Raw genomic sequence first — 16,911 nt, forward strand, 5'->3', positions numbered from 1 at the left:
GTGGCATCCGAGTCGGTCAGAGCAGTCCCAAGGTCTCAAGATCCCGGCGCAGCGACTGTGCGTTCGTGAACACGTGGCCGATGATGCCGTGCTTGCGGGCCGACGCCGTGTTCGCCGGCAGATCGTCGACGAACAGGGTCCTGCTCGGGTCGAGATCGAAGCGCTCGAGCAGCAGTTCGAAGATCGCCGGATCGGGTTTGATGAGCTTCTCCCGACCGGAGACCACGACGTCCTCGAGTTCGTTGATGGCCGGAGCGACGGCGGGCGCATGGTGGAAGGTCTCGGCCGCCCAGTTCGAGAGGCCGAGGAGTCGGACACCCGAGCCCTTGAGCTCGGCGACGACCTCGGCCATGCCCTCGATCGGACCGGTCAGTGACTTCTCGAAGCGCTCGTAGTAGCGGGAGACGATCTCACCGTGTCGCTCATCGACCGCGGCCGCACGAGCGACCACCTCGGCGACGGGGACGCCGCTGTCAGAGGCGGCGTTGAGGGCGGAGAAGTCGGCCTCCTCGGCGAAGGCGCGCCACCGATCGGCACTCATCCGGTCGGCGAGCGGACCGGTCTGATCCCATCCGATGAGCACGTTGCCGAGATCGAAGACGACGGTCGTGGGTGTCTGGTCGGTGGACTGAGGCATCGCGGGGTCTCCTTCGATGAGGGTTCGGCTTCGGATTCCTACGCTACAGAACATGATGACCGTCGCGGATGATGTTCAAGGAGAAGGTGATCATCGGACCATTGTGGAATCTTCGGTGCTCGCCTAGGTTGGAGTCATGATCGGCTACGCGCCACTGCAGATCCGGGTGAAGACGCCCCGACTCGAGCTCGTCGGTGCCGGTGACGACATGCTCGCGGCACTCGCCCCGCTGGGGCGCGATGGCAAGGTCTTCGCCGAACCCGCCCCCTACGACGACCCGATGTCCTTCTACGAATCGGACCCGGACGTGCGGGTGAGCAAATGGCTGCAGAGCGTGTGGCGGGCCAGGGGTCGGTTCGGTCCGTCGGAGTTCAGGTTGGCCTTCGCCGTCCTCGTCGACGGTGAAGCCGTGGGTATGCAGGACCTCATCGCGGAGAAGCTCGACACGTGCGCAACGGTGCTCTCGTTCTCCTGGCTCTCGACCGATGTGCGCGGACGCGGACTGGGCACCGAGATGCGCAGCGCCATGCTCCACCTCGCCTTCGCCGGGCTCGGTGCCCGCGAGGCCGCCTCCGATGCCTTCGTCGACAACATCGGGTCGAACCGGGTCTCCGAAGCCCTCGGCTACGAACACAACGGAGTCGAATGGGACATCCGCCGAGGTGAGCCCGGGCTCATCCAGCGATGGAGACTCACTCGTGAGGCCTGGGAGGCTTCGCGGCGTGACGATATCGAACTCAGCGGCATCGCCGACTTCCTCGAGCTGCTCGAGCAGGGGTGATCGCCGGGGCCGATCACGGCGACCACGGTTGTTTCGGCACACTCTGCGCTGATCAGCCCAATTCGGAACTTGGGCTGCTCAGCGGAAAATGGTCCGAACCTGAAGCTGGGGGTGGGTAGGGTCAGCCTGAGTGCTGGGACTGCCTGCGAGAGCGGACGACGGCGAGTATCAGCGCGGTGACCATGAGGACGAGGCTGAGGAACCACAGAAGGGCTGCGAAGCTCTGCAGCTGAGACGTCTGGGACAGTGCGATGCACGCGACGGAGAACATGATGAGGGCAAGGATCCAGCGAGTCAGCTTCGAGTGCCTCATCGTTTCTCCTGTTCGATCGATCGTCACCTCAGTGCCTGTGAGTGAGAGCCTATAAAGAGCAAGAAAACCTGTCAATGGGCCTCAGGTGGGCGGTCGCCCGCCTTGCAGGTAGGAAGGCAGATGCAATAACGGCGACCCTCCGCCCGGCAGCCGACCGGATCCGGGAATGCCGGATCGGACGGTTGTTCGGGCGAAGGATCGCCGGTGTTGCTCAGAGGTCTCGATTGAGACCTGCAAAGTCTCTAGGTGAGACTCTCAGGGAGTCTCAGAGGCCGCGGACGCGAGTCGCCTGCAGGCCCTTGGAGCCCATCTCAGAGTCGAACTCGACGTTCTGACCCTCGGTGAGCTCGCGGTAGCCGGAGGCCTCGATCGCGGAGAAGTGGGTGAACACGTCAGCCGAACCGTCGTCAGGCTGGATGAATCCGAAACCCTTTTCCGCGTTGAACCATTTCACGGTACCTGTTGCCATAATCTTTGTATCCTTATTTTTTAACTGAAGACCACTGGTGCGGTCGTGATGGTCGAATCCATTGCTGGATCCGGCTTTCCCGCTGGATGAACTGAATTCTGGATCCAGGTCCAACGAAAAACTGTGGGTGAACCGAGAGCTCGGAGTCCGGTGTGATCATGAGTCTCTGGTGAGAGGTCGTGAGTCTCAGGCGGAATCGTGAAGATGCTCGGTTTCGATCATGCACTTGGAAGTGCTGGATGGAAGTCGTCAAGTGACTGAGAGTCAGACGACTGAGATGGGAAATATGAAAATCATGAGGGGCACGGAAGGCAGACACGCGCCGATGGGCAAACACATGGTGCCGAGCTGAACCTACCTGCTCTGTGAGGCACCACCTGCTCCGCACGATGCTGTGCGAGAACACTTCAAGCCTAACAGAGAGATCGGCAATCGGTGGCATCGACCGAGATCATCGCCGAGAGTTGGCACACAGTGACACTGAATCGCTGACAGGCTCCACGCTGCATGTTTAGGATTGTATGCAAAACGTTTTGCATACAATCCGCTTTCATCCCCAACGCAGGAGCCGCCTGAACCGTGGACAACCGAGACGCACCTCTGACCATCGGACCTCGACGCCGTCGGCGTCTGGCCGCGAAGTACCGTAGACGACGCACCTTCGTGGCGGTGGCTGCGATCCTCGTCATCGCGGCTCCGCTGACGATCGCGATCGTGGTGCACAACCTCGGCGCGAACATCTCCTCCTCGGCTCTGCGCGCCCATGACGGCTCGGACGTTCCCGAGAAGCTCACCGACGAGACCAATGTGCTCATCATCGGCTCCGACACCAGGGATCTCGCCTCGGCGCAGGCCGACTCGGGGTCCGCCTCGGCGTCGGGATACGGCAGTGCCGAGGGAGCACGCAGCGATGCGATGATCCTTGCGCACATCGCCGCAGACGGCAGTCGCATCGACGCCGTCCAGATCCCCCGAGACACGATCATGGACATTCCCGCCTGCGATGACACCGGCCGCGGGGCCACGCAGGCGGTCCACGGGATGATCAACTCCGCCCTCAACGGCGGACCGGCATGCTCGGTCTCGGCCGCCGAAACGCTCACCGGCGTGCGCGTCGACCACTTCATCAACGTCGACTTCGACGGCTTCGCCGCGATCGTCGACGCGCTCGACCTTGACGAACCGCTCAAGGACCCGAAGGCGAACCTCGACCTGCTCGCCGGCGAGCAGACGATCGGGGGAGCCGATGCGCTCGCCCTCGCCCGCACCCGGCACGCCGTCGGCGACGGCAGCGACATCTCCCGCATGGGCAACCAGCAGATGGTCATGAACGCCATCATCGATCGGGCCAAGAGCAGCCACGTGCTCACCCGACCCGACCGCCTCTACTCCTTCCTCGACGCCGTGACCTCCTCACTCGAGGTCGACGACGACCTCGACTCGGTCTCATCATTGGCTTCGCTGGCCACGACCGCGGCCGCGGTGCCCAAGGACGACATCACCTTCGACATCATGCCCTGGACCCCGGCCCCGGAGGACCCGAGCCGGGTCGTGAAGTCGTCGCAGGCCGACGAGGTCTTCGCCGCCATCAACGCCGACGAACCGATCGCCGACCTCGTGAACTGAGCCGAATGGTCCGAATGGGCCGACTGCGGGGGTTCGCAGATGGCTCTCAGCGTGAGAGGTTCTCGAGATCGTCGAGCAGCCCGGGCCGAGTCGGCATCCACCCGAGAGCGGAGCGTGTGTGCTGACTCGACGCGGGCTGGTCAGCGGCGAAGACCGGCCCGAGCGGACCGAAGCTCTCCTCCTGCACGGTGCCCGACGGCAGCCCGAGCCGGCGGCCGAGCACCTCGGCGATGTCGATGACGCGCACCCCTTCGTCGGCGACGGCATGCCAGGACGTTCCACCTTCAGCGGATTCGAGCGCGAGGCGGAAGAGGGCCGCAGCGTCCTGTGCGTGGACCGCCGGCCAGCGTTGGGTGCCGTCGCCCGGGTAGCCGCAGATCCCCGATTCCTGCGCGAAGTTCGCGAGCAGGCCGGAAAAACCGCCTTCGCCGTCGGCGTGCACGGTTCGCGGCAGCCGGATCGCTGAGGTGCGCACCCCCTGGTCTCCCAGTTGGAGGGCTCGGGTCACCGCGACGCTGCGCCCTCCGACGGGGCCATCCGTCGGAAGTGGATCCGCCTCGGTCGCGACCTTGCCCGGCACCGCAGGTGTACCTGCGACCATGACAAGTGGTTTGTCCGTGCCGATGAGGCTTCTGCCGAGAGTGTCGATCGCCGAGGCTTCCTCCTCGACGGAGGCCGTCAGCGCCGCGGGAGAACTGAAGTCGTTGCGGAAGGCGAGGTGGATGACCCCATCGGCCGCGTCTGCGCCCGAGCGCAGGACGTCGGCAGAGGAGAGGTCGCCGCGGATCGCCTCTGCTCCAAGCTGCGCCGCTCGCTCGGCAGACGCATCGGACCGGGCGAGGATGCTCGCGGTATGCCCGTTGGCGATGAGCTCCGCGGTGACCGCAGAGCCGATCAGACCGGTGCCGCCTGTGATGAAAATGTGCATGGTGTCTCCTCATCGAGTGATAGGACTGAGTCTCATCAGAATACCACCGTGATGGGACTCAGTCCCGTCATCGATCGCGTGCTCACCCGTTGCTACGATGACGGAATGCCCCGTTGGACCCCGAATGCCCGCGATCGTCTCGTTGTCGCCGCTCTCGACATGTTCGCCGAAAACGGCTTCGACGGCGCGACGGTCGCTGAGATCTCAGCGCGTGCAGGACTGACGAAGAGCACCTTCTTCCGGTATTTCCCCGACAAGCGAGAAGTGCTGGCCGTCGGCCAGGACGAGATGCTGCGACTCTTGATCGACGGCATCTCTTCGGCGCCCGCTGATGCCGGGCCGCTCGAGGCGGTCCGCGCCGGACTCGACGAGGTCTCGACCTCGATGACCCCGTTCCACCGCGAACTCGGTCCACGGATCCGCCGCGTGATCGCGGAGAACGTCGAACTGCAGGAGCGGGACGCGGCCAAGCATCGTGCACTCACCGATGGGATGGCATCGGCGCTGCGAGACCGAGGAGTCGAACGGCACGTCGCGATCATCGCCGCTCACCTCGGCACCGTGGCGTTCGGTGAAGCCTACGCGGCATGGATCGATGCCGGGCCTCAAACCGACCTCAGCGAACTGGCTCACACCGCCCTCACCGATCTCGGGCGGGCGGCCGGTGCGCTTGCGGACTGATCGGTCCTGCCCCGCCTCGGCGACCGTAGACTGATCACGTGCTGATCGCCGAGGTCCTGCCCCTGCTGCTGGGCATCGCCGTGCTCGTCGTCATCGCGGTGATCATCCTCCGCCTCGCCGAGGTGGGCCTCGGATGGCTGCCGATCGTCGCGATCGTGCGTGCCGTCGTCCAGCTCGCCCTCGTCGCGCTCCTTCTGCAGGGAGCGCTGAACGCCTGGTGGACCGTTGCCGCATTCATCGCCCTCATGCTCACCACCGCCTCGGTGACCTCGGTGCGCCGGGCCCGGCGGATGCCGCGCGGCCGCCTCGGCGCCCTCACCGGCGTCATCGTCGGATCCCTGACCACTCTGGGACTCGTCCTCGCCTTCGGTCTCGTCGACCGTGAGTTCGAACGGGTCATCGCCATCGCCGGCATCGTCACCGGCACCTGTATGACGGTGGCGACCCTGTCGATGCGGCGCTTCGCTGCGAACCTGCGCACCGGGTCCGGAGAGGTCGAAGCGTGGCTGTCCCTCGGCGCCAAACCACGGCAGGCGGTGCAGCGTCTGCGCAGCGAATCCATCAGAGAGACCCTGCTGCCGAACCTCGATCAGACGAAGAACACAGGACTGGTCACCCTGCCCGGAGCCTTCGTCGGCGCACTCTTCGGAGGTGCCTCACCCCTCGAAGCCGCCGAGTTCCAGATCGTCGTGCTCGCCTCGCTCATCCTCGCCGGCGCGATCACCGCGGTCCTCGGTACGCACATCGCCGCGGGTGCACGCGTCCTGCCCACACCGGAGGAGTGAAGTTGCGCCCGCCTGTCGCGGGCCGATGACGCCTCCGTCCAGTGAGCATTCATGGTCGACCCCTAGACTGGCGCACATGTCTACGATCGAGATCACTCAGGACACCTTCGAATCGACCATCAACGACAACGAGATCATCCTCCTCGACTTCTGGGCCGACTGGTGCGGCCCATGCAAGCAGTTCGCCCCGGTCTTCGAGAAGGCCTCCGAGGACAACCCCGACATCGTCTTCGGCAAGATCGACACCGAGGCCCAGCAGCAGCTGGCCGGACTCTTCGGAATCACCTCCATCCCCACCCTCGTCGCCTTCCGCCAGGGCATCGTCGTCTTCGCCCAGCCCGGCGCGCTCGCCGCACCCCAGCTCGAACAGGTCATCACCGCCGTCAAGGGACTCGACATGGACGAGGTCCGGGCGGAACTGGAGAAGCAGGCCGCCGCCGAGGCTGCCGAGCCGGAAGGCAACGGCCCGGATGCGATCCCGGCCGACCCCGGCGTCGACAAGTGAGCGACCAGGCCGTGAGCCTGACGTCGGAGACACCCGCGACGACCGAGGCCGTCGGACCCCGGCCGGTCGGTGTGCCGGACTCCGTGGCCGCGTGGGAAGAGCGCTACTCCGGCGCGGAATCCGTGTGGTCGGGCAATCCGAACGATGCCCTCGTGGCCGCCGTCGGTGAGATGACTCCCGGCCGCGTCCTCGACGTCGGCTGCGGAGAGGGCGCCGATGTCATCTGGCTCGCCGAGCACGGCTGGGACGCCACCGGCATCGACCTGTCGACGACCGCCGTCGACCGCGCCCGCCGAGCCGCCGATGAGCGCGGGATCGACGCCGCCTTCGCCGTCGCCGACATCTCCGACTGGGAACCGGAGAACACCGATCGCCGAGGCGGCTTCGACCTCGTCACCGGGTGCTTCCTCCACACCCGCCTGCCCGACACTCGGGAGGAGCTGCTCGCCCGCGTCGCCGCACATGTGGCACCGGGCGGAGCCCTGCTCCTCGTCTCGCATGCGACCATGCCGGACTGGGCGGCCGAGCACGACGAGAAGTTCGAGCACGGCATGGAACACCATCACGAACCCGTGAGCCCGAACGGGGACTTCGCCCTGCTCATCGGGGCCAGTCCTGATCGCTGGGAGATCGAACTCGCCGAGATCCGCACCCGGCCGGTGACCTCACCCGACGGTGACCCGTCCGAACTCGAGGACGCCGTCCTCCTCGCCCGCCGGATCTGACGCGCTCGCCGGATCTGACGCGCTCGCCGGATCTGACTGACCTGTCGGAACTGACTGGCTCGCCCGGTCTCACCTCGCAGGATGAAGCCGTCCCACGGCTGCCCTGTTGATGCGTATCGGCCTCGCGAACGACTATGGTTGAGCCATGGCTCGGTTCAGCTTCCTTGAATGGCCGGTACTCCGGCAGTTCCGCACGTCCGATCGGACGGGTCGCGGCGAATCGGTGACGTCCCAGAAGACCCGAGACACCGCTCCTCGAACCGCCACGGCCGACAAGGTCGTCCAGTCCGTCTGCCCGTACTGCGCCGTGGGCTGCGGCCAGAAGATCTTCGTCAAGGACGACAAGGTCATCCAGATCGAAGGCGATCCCGATTCGCCGATCTCGCGGGGGCGCCTGTGCCCGAAGGGTGCCGCCAGCGAACAGCTCGTCAACGCCCCCGGCCGCGTCACCGACGTCCTCTACCGCGCACCGCGGGCCAAGGACTGGCAGAAGATCGAACTGAGCACCGCGATCGACATGATCGCCGATCGCTTCCTCGAAGCCCGCCGTAGGCATTGGGAGGACTTCGACGACAAGGGCCACCCGCTGCGGCGCACGATGGGCATCGCCAGCCTCGGCGGGGCAACCATCGACAACGAAGAGAACTACCTCGCGAAGAAGCTCTACACCGCCGCGGGCGCCATACAGATCGAGAACCAGGCGCGTATTTGACACTCCGCCACGGTTCCCAGTCTGGGAACCTCGTTCGGGCGAGGCGGCGCCACACAACCCGTCCAGGATATGGCGAATGCGGACTGCATCATCATCCAGGGCTCCAATATGGCCGAGTGCCACCCCGTGGGATTCCAGTGGGTGAGCGAAGCCAAGGCCCGAGGTGCCCGCATCATCCACGTCGATCCTCGATTCACGCGCACCACCGCGATCGCCGATAAGCACGTCCCCATCCGGGCGGGCTCGGACATCGTGCTGCTCGGTGCGCTCATCAACCGGGTGCTGTCCGAAGGCAAGCACTTCGACGAGTACGTGCGTGCCTACACGAACGCCGCGAACCTCATCAGCGAGGACTATGTCGACACCGAGGACCTCGGCGGACTGTTCTCCGGCTTCGACCCGGAGACGAACTCGTACGACAATTCGACCTGGTCCTACCAGACCGATGAGCAGGGTGCGCCCCTGACCGACCCAACGCTTCAGGACCCGCGGACGGCGTTCCAGATCCTCAAGCGGCACTACTCGCGCTACACCGCGGAAATGGTCGAGGAGAACTGCGGGATCAAACCCGCCGACTTCGACTACCTCTTCGAATCGGTGACGCAGAACTCGGGCCGGGAACGGACCACGTGCTTCGCCTACGCGGTCGGCTGGACTCAGCACAGCCTCGGCGCGCAATTCATCCGCACCGCCTCCATCCTCCAGCTCCTGCTGGGAAATATGGGCCGACCGGGCGGCGGAATCATGGCGCTGCGCGGGCACGCGACGATCCAGGGATCGACCGATATTCCGACGCTGTTCAACTTGCTGCCCGGTTACCTGCCGATGCCCAGCGCCGGTGTCCACGACACCCTCGATGACTACGTCGCAGCCGTCGGCACCCCGGAGACCCACAAGGGCTTCTGGGCCAACGGTCGCAGCTACGCGGTCAGTCTGCTCAAGGCCTGGTGGGGCGATGCGGCGACACCGGACAACGACTTCGCCTACGACTATCTGCCGCGCATCAACGGCGCCCACGGCACGTACCAGACGCAGGTGCGCATGCTCAACGACGGAGTCGACGGGTACTTCCTGCTCGGCCAGAACCCGGCCGTGGGATCGGCCAACGGTCGTATGCAGCGGATGGCGATGAGTCATCTCAAGTGGATGGTTGTGCGCGACTTCAGCCTCATCGAATCCGCCACCTGGTGGAAGGACGGCCCGGAGATCGAAACCGGGGAGATGAAGACCGAGGACATCGAGACCGAGATGTTCTTCATGCCCGCGGCCAACCACACTGAGAAGGCCGGCACCTTCACCCAGACCCAGCGTCTGGTGCAGTGGCGGCACAAGGCCGTCAACCCCCCGGGAGATGCGCAGAGCGAACTCGACTTCTTCTACGAGCTCGGTCAGCGGATCCGCGAGAAGCTGGCCGACTCCGATGATCCGCGCGATCGTCCGCTGCTCGATCTGACCTGGAACTACCCGGTCGACGAGGAAGGCGAAGTCGACGCCGAAGCCGTGGTCAAGGAGATCAACGGCTACCGGGTCGGCGGCGAGGACGACGGTCAGCCGCTGGAGAACTTCAACCAGTACGCCTCCGACGGGTCGACCGCCGGCGGCTGCTGGATCTACGCCGGCGTCTATGCCGGCGGTGTGAACATGGCCGCCCGACGCAAACCGCGCAGCGAGCAGGATGAGACTGCGGCCGAATGGGCGTGGGCGTGGCCGGCGAACCGGCGCATCCTCTACAACCGCGCCTCGGCGGCCCCCGACGGGACCCCCTGGTCGGAGCGGAAGAAGTTCGTCTGGTGGGACGAAGAGGCCGGTAAGTGGACGGGCAAGGACGTGCCCGACTTCCCCATCGATCGCGCCCCCGCGGCGAGGTCGGATCAGGCCTACGGCGGTCCTGCTCACCTCGACGGCGACGATCCGTTCATCATGCAGTCCGACGGCAAGGGATGGCTCTTCGCACCCAGCGGCATGGTCGACGGTCCGATGCCCACGCATTACGAGCCGCAGGAGTCGACGGTCGCCAATCCGCTCTATCCGCAACAGAACAGCCCGACGCGGAAGGTCATGCGGCGCGGGGACAACCTGTCCGCGCCCGGTGCCGGCTACCCCGGTTCCGAGGTCTTCCCGTACGTGTTCACGACCTACCGGCTCACCGAGCATCACACCGCCGGAGGCATGTCCCGCTGGCTGCCGTACCTGTCCGAGCTGCAACCGGAGATGTTCTGTGAGATCTCACCGGAGCTCGCCGCCGAGGTGGGGCTCGAGCCCTACGGGTGGGCGACCTTGGTCTCCCCGCGGGCGGCGATCGAGGCCCGCGTGCTCGTGACGAAGCGGATGAACCCGCTGACCATCGGCGGACGCACCGTCCACCAGATCGGCCTGCCCTACCACTGGGGCGTGGGCGGTCAGGGCGCCGTCGTCGAAGGGGACTCCGCCAACGACCTGCTCGGTGTGACGATGGATCCGAACGTGTTCATCCAGAACAGCAAGTACGTCGCGGGCACGATCGTGCCCGGCAGGCGTCCGCGCGGTCCCGAGCTCGTCGACTTCGTCGAGAAGTACCAGCGCGAGGCCGGTCTGACCACGGAGTCCGGAAACCAGCAGGTCACCGCTCCCGAATCCGACGTCGAAGCGGCCGCTGCCGCCGGCGCCGGACACAGCGTCGGCGGCCACCCGCACCGCGGAGGCGACTCGGCGGTGGGTGTGACCCCGGGCAAGACGCTTGGCGGAGACACCGTCGCCGGTCCGACGGTCGAGAGTGCCGATGATCGCACCGGACGGGTCGATCTGGGGCCGGTCGACACGACCGACGCGAATTCGACCGACGATGGGGACGCGACCGACGCGAATTCGGCCGACGATGGGGACGCGACCGACGGCGATCCCGATCACGGCCGTGATCTCGACGGATCCGCCGTCACCGACTCAGAGGTCCGAGATGCCGAGGCGGAGCAGGCGCAGCGCGCGCAGGCTCAGCTCGACGAACGCCCCCGGGAGAAGGCCGATGGCTCCGGCGTGCGTGACGGTGCCGGCGACGACAGCGCGGGCTCCGGCACGTCAGATGCCGGTGCAGACTCGGACCGGGTGGACAATGGAACCAGCGATGAAGGGGAGGATGACTGATGTCGGCTTCGACGCTTGACAGCGGCACGGTCGCTGACGGCCACTGGCACGATTCGACGCAGAATCGCAAGGGGTTCTTCACCGACACCTCGATCTGCATCGGCTGCAAGGCCTGCGAGGTCGCGTGCAAGGAATGGAACCGCAATCCCCAGGACGGAACCTTCGAGCTGCTCGGCTCCTCGTACGACAACACGGGCAGCCTCGGCGCGAACACCTGGCGTCACGTCGCCTTCATCGAACAGGACTCCGAACGGATCGAGAAAGCCCGCGAATCCGGGCGCAAACTCGTCAACCTCGGCATGCCCACCATCCGACCTCGCACCGACGAGAGTGCCGCAGTCCAGCCTCTGGGCGGAGCGCTCGGTGCCGCGGATGAGGGCCGGACCAGCGACGGTCTGCCGACGACGCCGCAGCTCGACGTCGACCTCCTCGCCCCCGGGGCGATGGAACCGGCCGATCTGTCCGGGGTCGACACCACCCCGCCGGACACCGCCGACTTCCGGTGGCTGATGTCCTCGGACGTGTGCAAGCACTGCACGCATGCCGGCTGTCTCGATGTGTGCCCGACCGGTGCGCTCTTCCGCACCGAATTCGACACCGTCGTCGTCCAGAACGACGTCTGCAACGGTTGCGGCACGTGTGTGGCCGGCTGCCCCTTCGGTGTCATCGAACGTCGTGATGACGGCACGATCAACACACCCACCGACCGTGATGACCGCAAGGCCGCGGACATGGACGTGCCGGATGCGGGCACCGCGAACAAGTGCACGCTCTGCTACGACCGCCTCGTCGAGGGCCAGGAACCGGCGTGTGCGCAGACCTGCCCGACCCAGTCGATCAAGTTCGGCGACCGGTCGGACATGGTCGACAAGGCGCATGAACGCGTCGCCGAACTCCATGCGAAGGGCCTGACCGAGGCCCGACTCTACGGAGCGAACCCGAATGACGGCGTCGGCGGCACCGGATCCGTGTTCCTCCTCCTCGACGAACCCGAGGTCTACGGGCTGCCGCCGGATCCTCGGGTGGCGACGAAGGACCTGCCCGGAATGTTCGCGTCCGCAGGTGTCGCCGCACTGGGCATGGTCGCGGCCGCGGGACTGGCGTTCCTCGGGAGCCGACGTTGAGCACCTCCGAATTCGATTCCTACCGCCCACCCGAGCCCGAAGGCGGACGCCGGAAACGTCGACGAGGCGGTCGCCCGGGTGGCAGTGGTGGTCCCGGCGGCTCCGGGGGCCCGGGAGGTCGGGGCTGGAAGAACCGCGGTTCCGACGGCAATCGTGAGATGCCGATGGTCGAGGACGTCGAGTTCACGTCTTACTACGGCAGGCCCATCGTCAAGGCTCCGCCGTGGGGTCACGAGATCGCGCTCTACCTGTTTCTCGGCGGACTGGCCGGCGGGTCGACCCTGCTGGGACTCGGCGCTCAATTCACCGACCGCCCGGGGCTGCGGATCGCCAGCCGGATGACGGCGATCACGGCGACCGGAGTCGGCGGAGCGGCGCTCGTCGCCGACCTCGGACGACCCGAGCGGTTCATCAATATGATGCGCGTGGTCAAGGTGTCCTCGCCGATGAGCCTGGGCACCTGGATCCTCTCGGGCTTCGGTGTCGGTTCGGGTGTGACCTTTGCGGTCGAGCTCGACCGGGTGACCGGGCAGAAGCTGCTTCCGCTGGGGCCCCTGCGCAAGGTGCTCCACGCGATGGAGACACCGGCGGCCCTCGAGTCGGCGTTCTTCGCCACGCCGCTGGCCGCGTACACGGCGGTGCTGCTCGGGGCGACGGCCGTGCCCACCTGGAACGCTGCCGGTCGCAATGGCCTGCCGTATGTGTTCGTGTCCTCAGCATCGCTGGCCGCTGGAGGTGCGGCAATGGCGCTCGCTCCGGTGCGGGAGACGGGCCCGGCACGGCTGCTCGCGCTCACCGGGGCCGCCGGTGACGCCTACGCGATGTCGGCGATGAAGAAGCGCATGCACCCGGCCGAGGTCGACCCGATGGAAGACGGCGAACCCGGCCACAAGCTCCACCGTGCTGAGAAGTTGCTCATCGCCGGCGCCATCGGTGCCGCCGCCATCGAGGTGGGCGCACGGGTATTCGCGAAGAAGCTCGGCGGGCGGGGTGCCGGCGGTTCGGGCGCGGGTGGTTCGGCTGCTGGAGGCAAACGGAGCTGGAAGACGCGGGCCGCACTGCGCGCGCTGTCGGTCGTGTCCGGCACGGCGCTCGCGGCCGCCTCGGCGTACACCCGTTTCGGGATGCTCGAAGCCGGCATCGAGTCGACGAAGGACCCGCGTCACGTCGTCGAACCGCAGCGCGCTCGCCTCGAAGAGCGCCGCGCCCGCGGCATCACCGACGACTCGATCACCACCGGCCGGTAGAGTGCGGGAGCTGCGCGGGACCCGCGAAGTGCGGGACTGTGCACGGAGAACGTGCGGCGAACTTGGGTGCTGTTTTGGATTAATTATGGCGAGAACTGGATTTGCGAGACTGCCATAATTTCTTGTAGCTATAGATTATATTCGCTGGTGAGAGGCTTGTCGGGGTAGGAGCTTGGGCCAACGGCCCGGAGTTCGGCGCCCACTTACAGCTCGGCATCTCTCACCGATAGCGCCAAAACACCACGGTGCGACGGGAGGTTTTGGCGCTAAAGGTGACGGACAGTCCACGACTCGTCGTTCAGATGGTGTTTCGGCGCGGTCCCCTATTCGCTCACGGCATCCTCATTCGCGAAGACCGGCTCACCATCGACGAATGTGGACAGGGTGTGGGCGTCGAGAAGCTTCTGGTAGTCGTCGCTGAACGGGTTCACATCGATGACGGTGAAGTTCGCCCGCCCGCCGGGCACGATCCGGCCGATGCCGTCTTCGAACCTGCCCGCCGAGGCGGCGCCGAGAGTGAGGGCCTCCAGCGCCTGACCCGGCGAGAATGCCCGCTCGGGATGGTACGACTCGTCACCCGGGGCGAGGGCGGACCGAGTGGTCAGGGCGATGAACAAATTGTGGCTGGTGATATGCGGTGCCGTCGGAGCATCAGTGCCCAGAGCCATGCGGACACCCGACTCTCGCATGAGACGCCAGGGGAATCCGGTTTCTCCTCGCTCGTCGCCGAGCACACCCATCCAGTTGGCCATAATCGCTGGGTCGCAGTGCACCGGCTGAATCGAAGCGGTGACTCCGAGGGCAGCCATCCGTGCAATCGTGGAATCGGTCACCGATTCCAGATGCTCGATTCGTGTGGCTCTCGGCCGCGGTCCATTGATTCGTCCACACTCTTCGACGAGGCGGAGCGCAATTTCGCTCGCGTGATCACCGATTGCGTGCATGGCGAGCTCGAGTTCACGAGCATCCGCGGCGGTTGCCACGGGTGCTGCCGATTCGAACGACCAGATCGGCTCTGCCTGAGAGCCGTCGACATATGGTTCGCGCATGGCTGCGGTACAGGCATCGATCACTCCATCAAGGATGAACTTCACACCGACGATGCGGAACCAGTCAGAGCCGGGACCCGCAGCGAATTGATCTCGCATCTCAGCCGCTCGTGCAACTGACTCGAGGTCGCGAGCCGAGTCACCGGTGGGACGGAGCAGCCAGTATCCCGCGACAGGAAACGGGAGGTGTCCATCCCGGTCGAGGCGTCGGCGGAACGCAGCGGCTTCGGCCTCTCCGATCGCCATGTCCGTTGCCGCGGTCACGCCGTTTTCGAGGTATACGCGGAAGGCGCTGTCAAGGAAGCGGTCCCGGTCGTCGTCGGTCGCGATGGCCTCGAGATATGACCACGCGTACTCGATGGCTGCGCTCTCAAGCAGTAAGCCCGTCGCGTCGCCGACCGTATCGCGAACGATCTGCCCGCCCGGTGGGTTGGGAGTCTCGGCTCCGATTCCCATTGCGTTCATCGCAACAGTATTCACCCACGCGGAGTGCACGTCATTGGAATCGAGCAGAACGGGAATGTCTGCGATGACGGCATCGATCATCGATGCGGTCGGCCGTCCCCCTGGTATTGCCTCGAACATCCAGCCCGCACCGAGGATGAATGCCGCGTCAGGCTGTTCCTCGCGCCGGAGGCGAAGGCGCTCTTGGATCTCTTCGAGGCTTCGGCAGTCGCGCAACTGAACCTTGTCGAGGGTCTGGCCGAGCATCACCATGTGTGTATGGGCTTCAACGAATCCGGGTGCGATGAGGGCACCGTTGACGTCGACTTCGGCGGCTGAATCGTCGACTGTCGAGCGTACTGCTTCACGACTGCCGACCGAGAGTACACGACCGTCACGGATCGCCATCGCTTCGGAGACCGGTGCATGAGCTGAGCCGGTGAAGACCGCCCCATTAGTGAAGACCGTGGTCATGATGTCCTTTCGGGCAGATGATTGAGATTGCTTTCGACTTGAGTTGAGACACGCGCAATGAGGATCGTCGGAACAATGAGGATGAAGCTGATCGCTCCCATGGCAACTCCGAACGCCGTGATCCCCACGCCATCGATGATCCAAGCTCCGATAATCGGGGCAAAACTCGAGCCGACGATATATGCGCCGATAAGCGGGCCCGACCAGCTGCCTCGAGCATCGAGGCCGGCAGCTGTGGCGAGAAAGAGCACGAAGGCGAAAGCGTAGATCGTATTGACGATGATGATGAGGATCGCAAGGGTCTGAGGGTCACTGGTCATCCCGATCCAGATCTTCGTTCCTCCTCCGAGGATGAGCGCAATCGTCAGTGGGAGTGCACGACCGATTCGACTTCCGCCGAGGGTGACGATGACCATCGCGGCGGCGCCGACACCTGCCGCGGCACTGAGCGCAAACCCGAGGCTCTGTTCACTCAGCCCCACGGCGTTGCCGAGTACCGGGGCGAGGGTCCACACGGCGTCCTCGCTCGTACCCCAGAGGGGAAAGACGATGAGCACACCGATTCCTGCCAGAATCACTCGCCGAGGTGTTTTCGGTGGCTCTGCTCTGGTGTCCGTGTCGGTGATGACGTCGAGGCTTGAGACTTCGGGAGTGCTCGGAAGCCAGACGGTCACAGCCAGGCTGAGAAGTGAAAGGAGCGCGAGTGCACCGAAGACAGTGATCTGTGCGAGTCCGAGAATGGGGATGACGGCGAGCACCACCATGACAAGGAGACGGTTGACCACTCCGCTCGTTGCACTCACTCTGTTGGGGTTGCGCACCGCAGCGATCGCTGCCCCCGAGGTCGAGATGGCGGTGCCGACGCCGATGGCACCGACAATGAATCCAGCCACGATCAGGTGGGAGTGCCCGTTGAGTGCGGCGAACAGGAAACCAGCGACGGCTACCGCGAGGCCGCTGGACGCTATCGTCCGTCGACGCTGCCCTGCGGCCGCCCGCGAAGTGCCCAGACCGACGACTGCTGAGGCGAAGAGGCCCCAGGTCAAGATGTTGCCGGAGGCGACGACGTCGAAACCGATCTGCTCGATGACGGACATGATCAACGGGGCGAGATTGGCCATCATGAGCCCGGCAAGTGATACGAGGAAGACTGCGGTTCCATTGCCAAAGCGGAGTGGGACTCGCGGGTCATCGACAGTTGTCGACTGTGTTGCGGCGGCAGAACTCATGGTTGGCCCCTTTGCCAGTGTGAGGTTTTTGGTGAACCGAAATCTTTTCGGTTATTTAGAATGGT

14 protein-coding genes and 1 pseudogene are annotated in these 16,911 nt (G+C 65.5%); 9 read left to right on the forward strand and 6 right to left on the reverse strand.

Annotated features, from left to right (window positions below):
• Positions 1 to 16: 16 nt before the first annotated feature.
• On the reverse strand, positions 17 to 637 hold the full coding sequence (locus HK401_RS08980) for an HAD family hydrolase (RefSeq protein ID WP_181274297.1): 621 nt from the start codon (positions 635 to 637) through the stop codon (positions 17 to 19).
• Between the two features lie 136 nt (positions 638 to 773).
• Here HK401_RS08980 and HK401_RS08985 point away from each other — a divergent pair, with 136 nt between their 5' ends.
• Positions 774 to 1,418: a GNAT family N-acetyltransferase gene (locus HK401_RS08985; protein WP_181274298.1), complete on the forward strand. Its 645-nt coding sequence runs from the start codon at positions 774 to 776 to the stop codon at positions 1,416 to 1,418.
• A 121-nt stretch (positions 1,419 to 1,539) separates the two neighbouring features.
• Here the strand turns inward: HK401_RS08985 and HK401_RS08990 are convergent, their stop codons facing one another.
• Both HK401_RS08990 and HK401_RS08995 read right to left on the reverse strand, forming a co-directional pair.
• On the reverse strand, positions 1,540 to 1,731 hold the full coding sequence (locus HK401_RS08990) for a hypothetical protein (protein ID WP_181274299.1): 192 nt from the start codon (positions 1,729 to 1,731) through the stop codon (positions 1,540 to 1,542).
• A 265-nt stretch (positions 1,732 to 1,996) separates the two neighbouring features.
• Entirely contained in the window at positions 1,997 to 2,200 is a 204-nt protein-coding gene (locus HK401_RS08995) for a cold-shock protein (protein WP_062240453.1), read from the reverse strand.
• A 579-nt stretch (positions 2,201 to 2,779) separates the two neighbouring features.
• Between HK401_RS08995 and HK401_RS09000 the strand changes: the two genes are divergently transcribed.
• Positions 2,780 to 3,826, forward strand: a complete 1,047-nt coding sequence (locus HK401_RS09000) for an LCP family protein (protein ID WP_309135945.1) — start codon at positions 2,780 to 2,782, stop codon at positions 3,824 to 3,826.
• A gap of 46 nt (positions 3,827 to 3,872) precedes the next feature.
• Here the strand turns inward: HK401_RS09000 and HK401_RS09005 are convergent, their stop codons facing one another.
• Positions 3,873 to 4,754: an SDR family oxidoreductase gene (locus HK401_RS09005; RefSeq protein WP_181274300.1), complete on the reverse strand. Its 882-nt coding sequence runs from the start codon at positions 4,752 to 4,754 to the stop codon at positions 3,873 to 3,875.
• Positions 4,755 to 4,805: 51 nt separating this feature from the next.
• Between HK401_RS09005 and HK401_RS09010 the strand changes: the two genes are divergently transcribed.
• From HK401_RS09010 to nrfD, 7 genes and pseudogenes are all read left to right on the forward strand, one after another.
• The gene (locus HK401_RS09010; protein ID WP_219921812.1) at positions 4,806 to 5,435 is read left to right on the forward strand and encodes a TetR/AcrR family transcriptional regulator; all 630 of its coding nucleotides are present in this window, start codon (positions 4,806 to 4,808) and stop codon (positions 5,433 to 5,435) included.
• A 38-nt stretch (positions 5,436 to 5,473) separates the two neighbouring features.
• On the forward strand, positions 5,474 to 6,220 hold the full coding sequence (locus HK401_RS09015) for an ABC transporter permease (protein WP_219921813.1): 747 nt from the start codon (positions 5,474 to 5,476) through the stop codon (positions 6,218 to 6,220).
• Positions 6,221 to 6,296: 76 nt separating this feature from the next.
• Positions 6,297 to 6,725 (forward strand): thioredoxin, encoded by a 429-nt coding sequence (trxA, locus tag HK401_RS09020; protein ID WP_181274301.1) that lies wholly within the window; start codon positions 6,297 to 6,299, stop codon positions 6,723 to 6,725.
• The gene (locus HK401_RS09025; RefSeq protein WP_309135946.1) at positions 6,722 to 7,450 is read left to right on the forward strand and encodes a class I SAM-dependent methyltransferase; all 729 of its coding nucleotides are present in this window, start codon (positions 6,722 to 6,724) and stop codon (positions 7,448 to 7,450) included. Before trxA ends, HK401_RS09025 begins: the two co-directional genes overlap by 4 nt.
• Before the next feature lie 145 nt (positions 7,451 to 7,595).
• Positions 7,596 to 10,781, forward strand: a pseudogene (gene fdnG, locus HK401_RS09035) (formate dehydrogenase-N subunit alpha); the annotation flags it as partial.
• A 497-nt stretch (positions 10,782 to 11,278) separates the two neighbouring features.
• A complete protein-coding gene (locus HK401_RS09040) occupies positions 11,279 to 12,403 on the forward strand; it encodes a 4Fe-4S dicluster domain-containing protein (RefSeq protein ID WP_181274304.1) in 1,125 nt (374 codons plus the stop codon).
• Positions 12,400 to 13,650: an NrfD/PsrC family molybdoenzyme membrane anchor subunit gene (gene nrfD, locus HK401_RS09045; protein ID WP_181274305.1), complete on the forward strand. Its 1,251-nt coding sequence runs from the start codon at positions 12,400 to 12,402 to the stop codon at positions 13,648 to 13,650. The genes HK401_RS09040 and nrfD overlap by 4 nt, the downstream gene beginning before the upstream one ends.
• Before the next feature lie 323 nt (positions 13,651 to 13,973).
• Here nrfD and HK401_RS09050 read toward each other — a convergent pair whose 3' ends face one another.
• Both HK401_RS09050 and HK401_RS09055 read right to left on the reverse strand, forming a co-directional pair.
• Entirely contained in the window at positions 13,974 to 15,617 is a 1,644-nt protein-coding gene (locus tag HK401_RS09050) for an amidohydrolase (protein ID WP_181274306.1), read from the reverse strand.
• A complete protein-coding gene (locus HK401_RS09055; RefSeq protein ID WP_181274307.1) occupies positions 15,614 to 16,846 on the reverse strand; it encodes an MFS transporter in 1,233 nt (410 codons plus the stop codon). Before HK401_RS09055 ends, HK401_RS09050 begins: the two co-directional genes overlap by 4 nt.
• Positions 16,847 to 16,911 lie beyond the last annotated feature (65 nt).

Source organism: Brevibacterium oceani (genome assembly GCF_013623835.1).
GTDB lineage: Bacteria > Actinomycetota > Actinomycetes > Actinomycetales > Brevibacteriaceae > Brevibacterium > Brevibacterium oceani.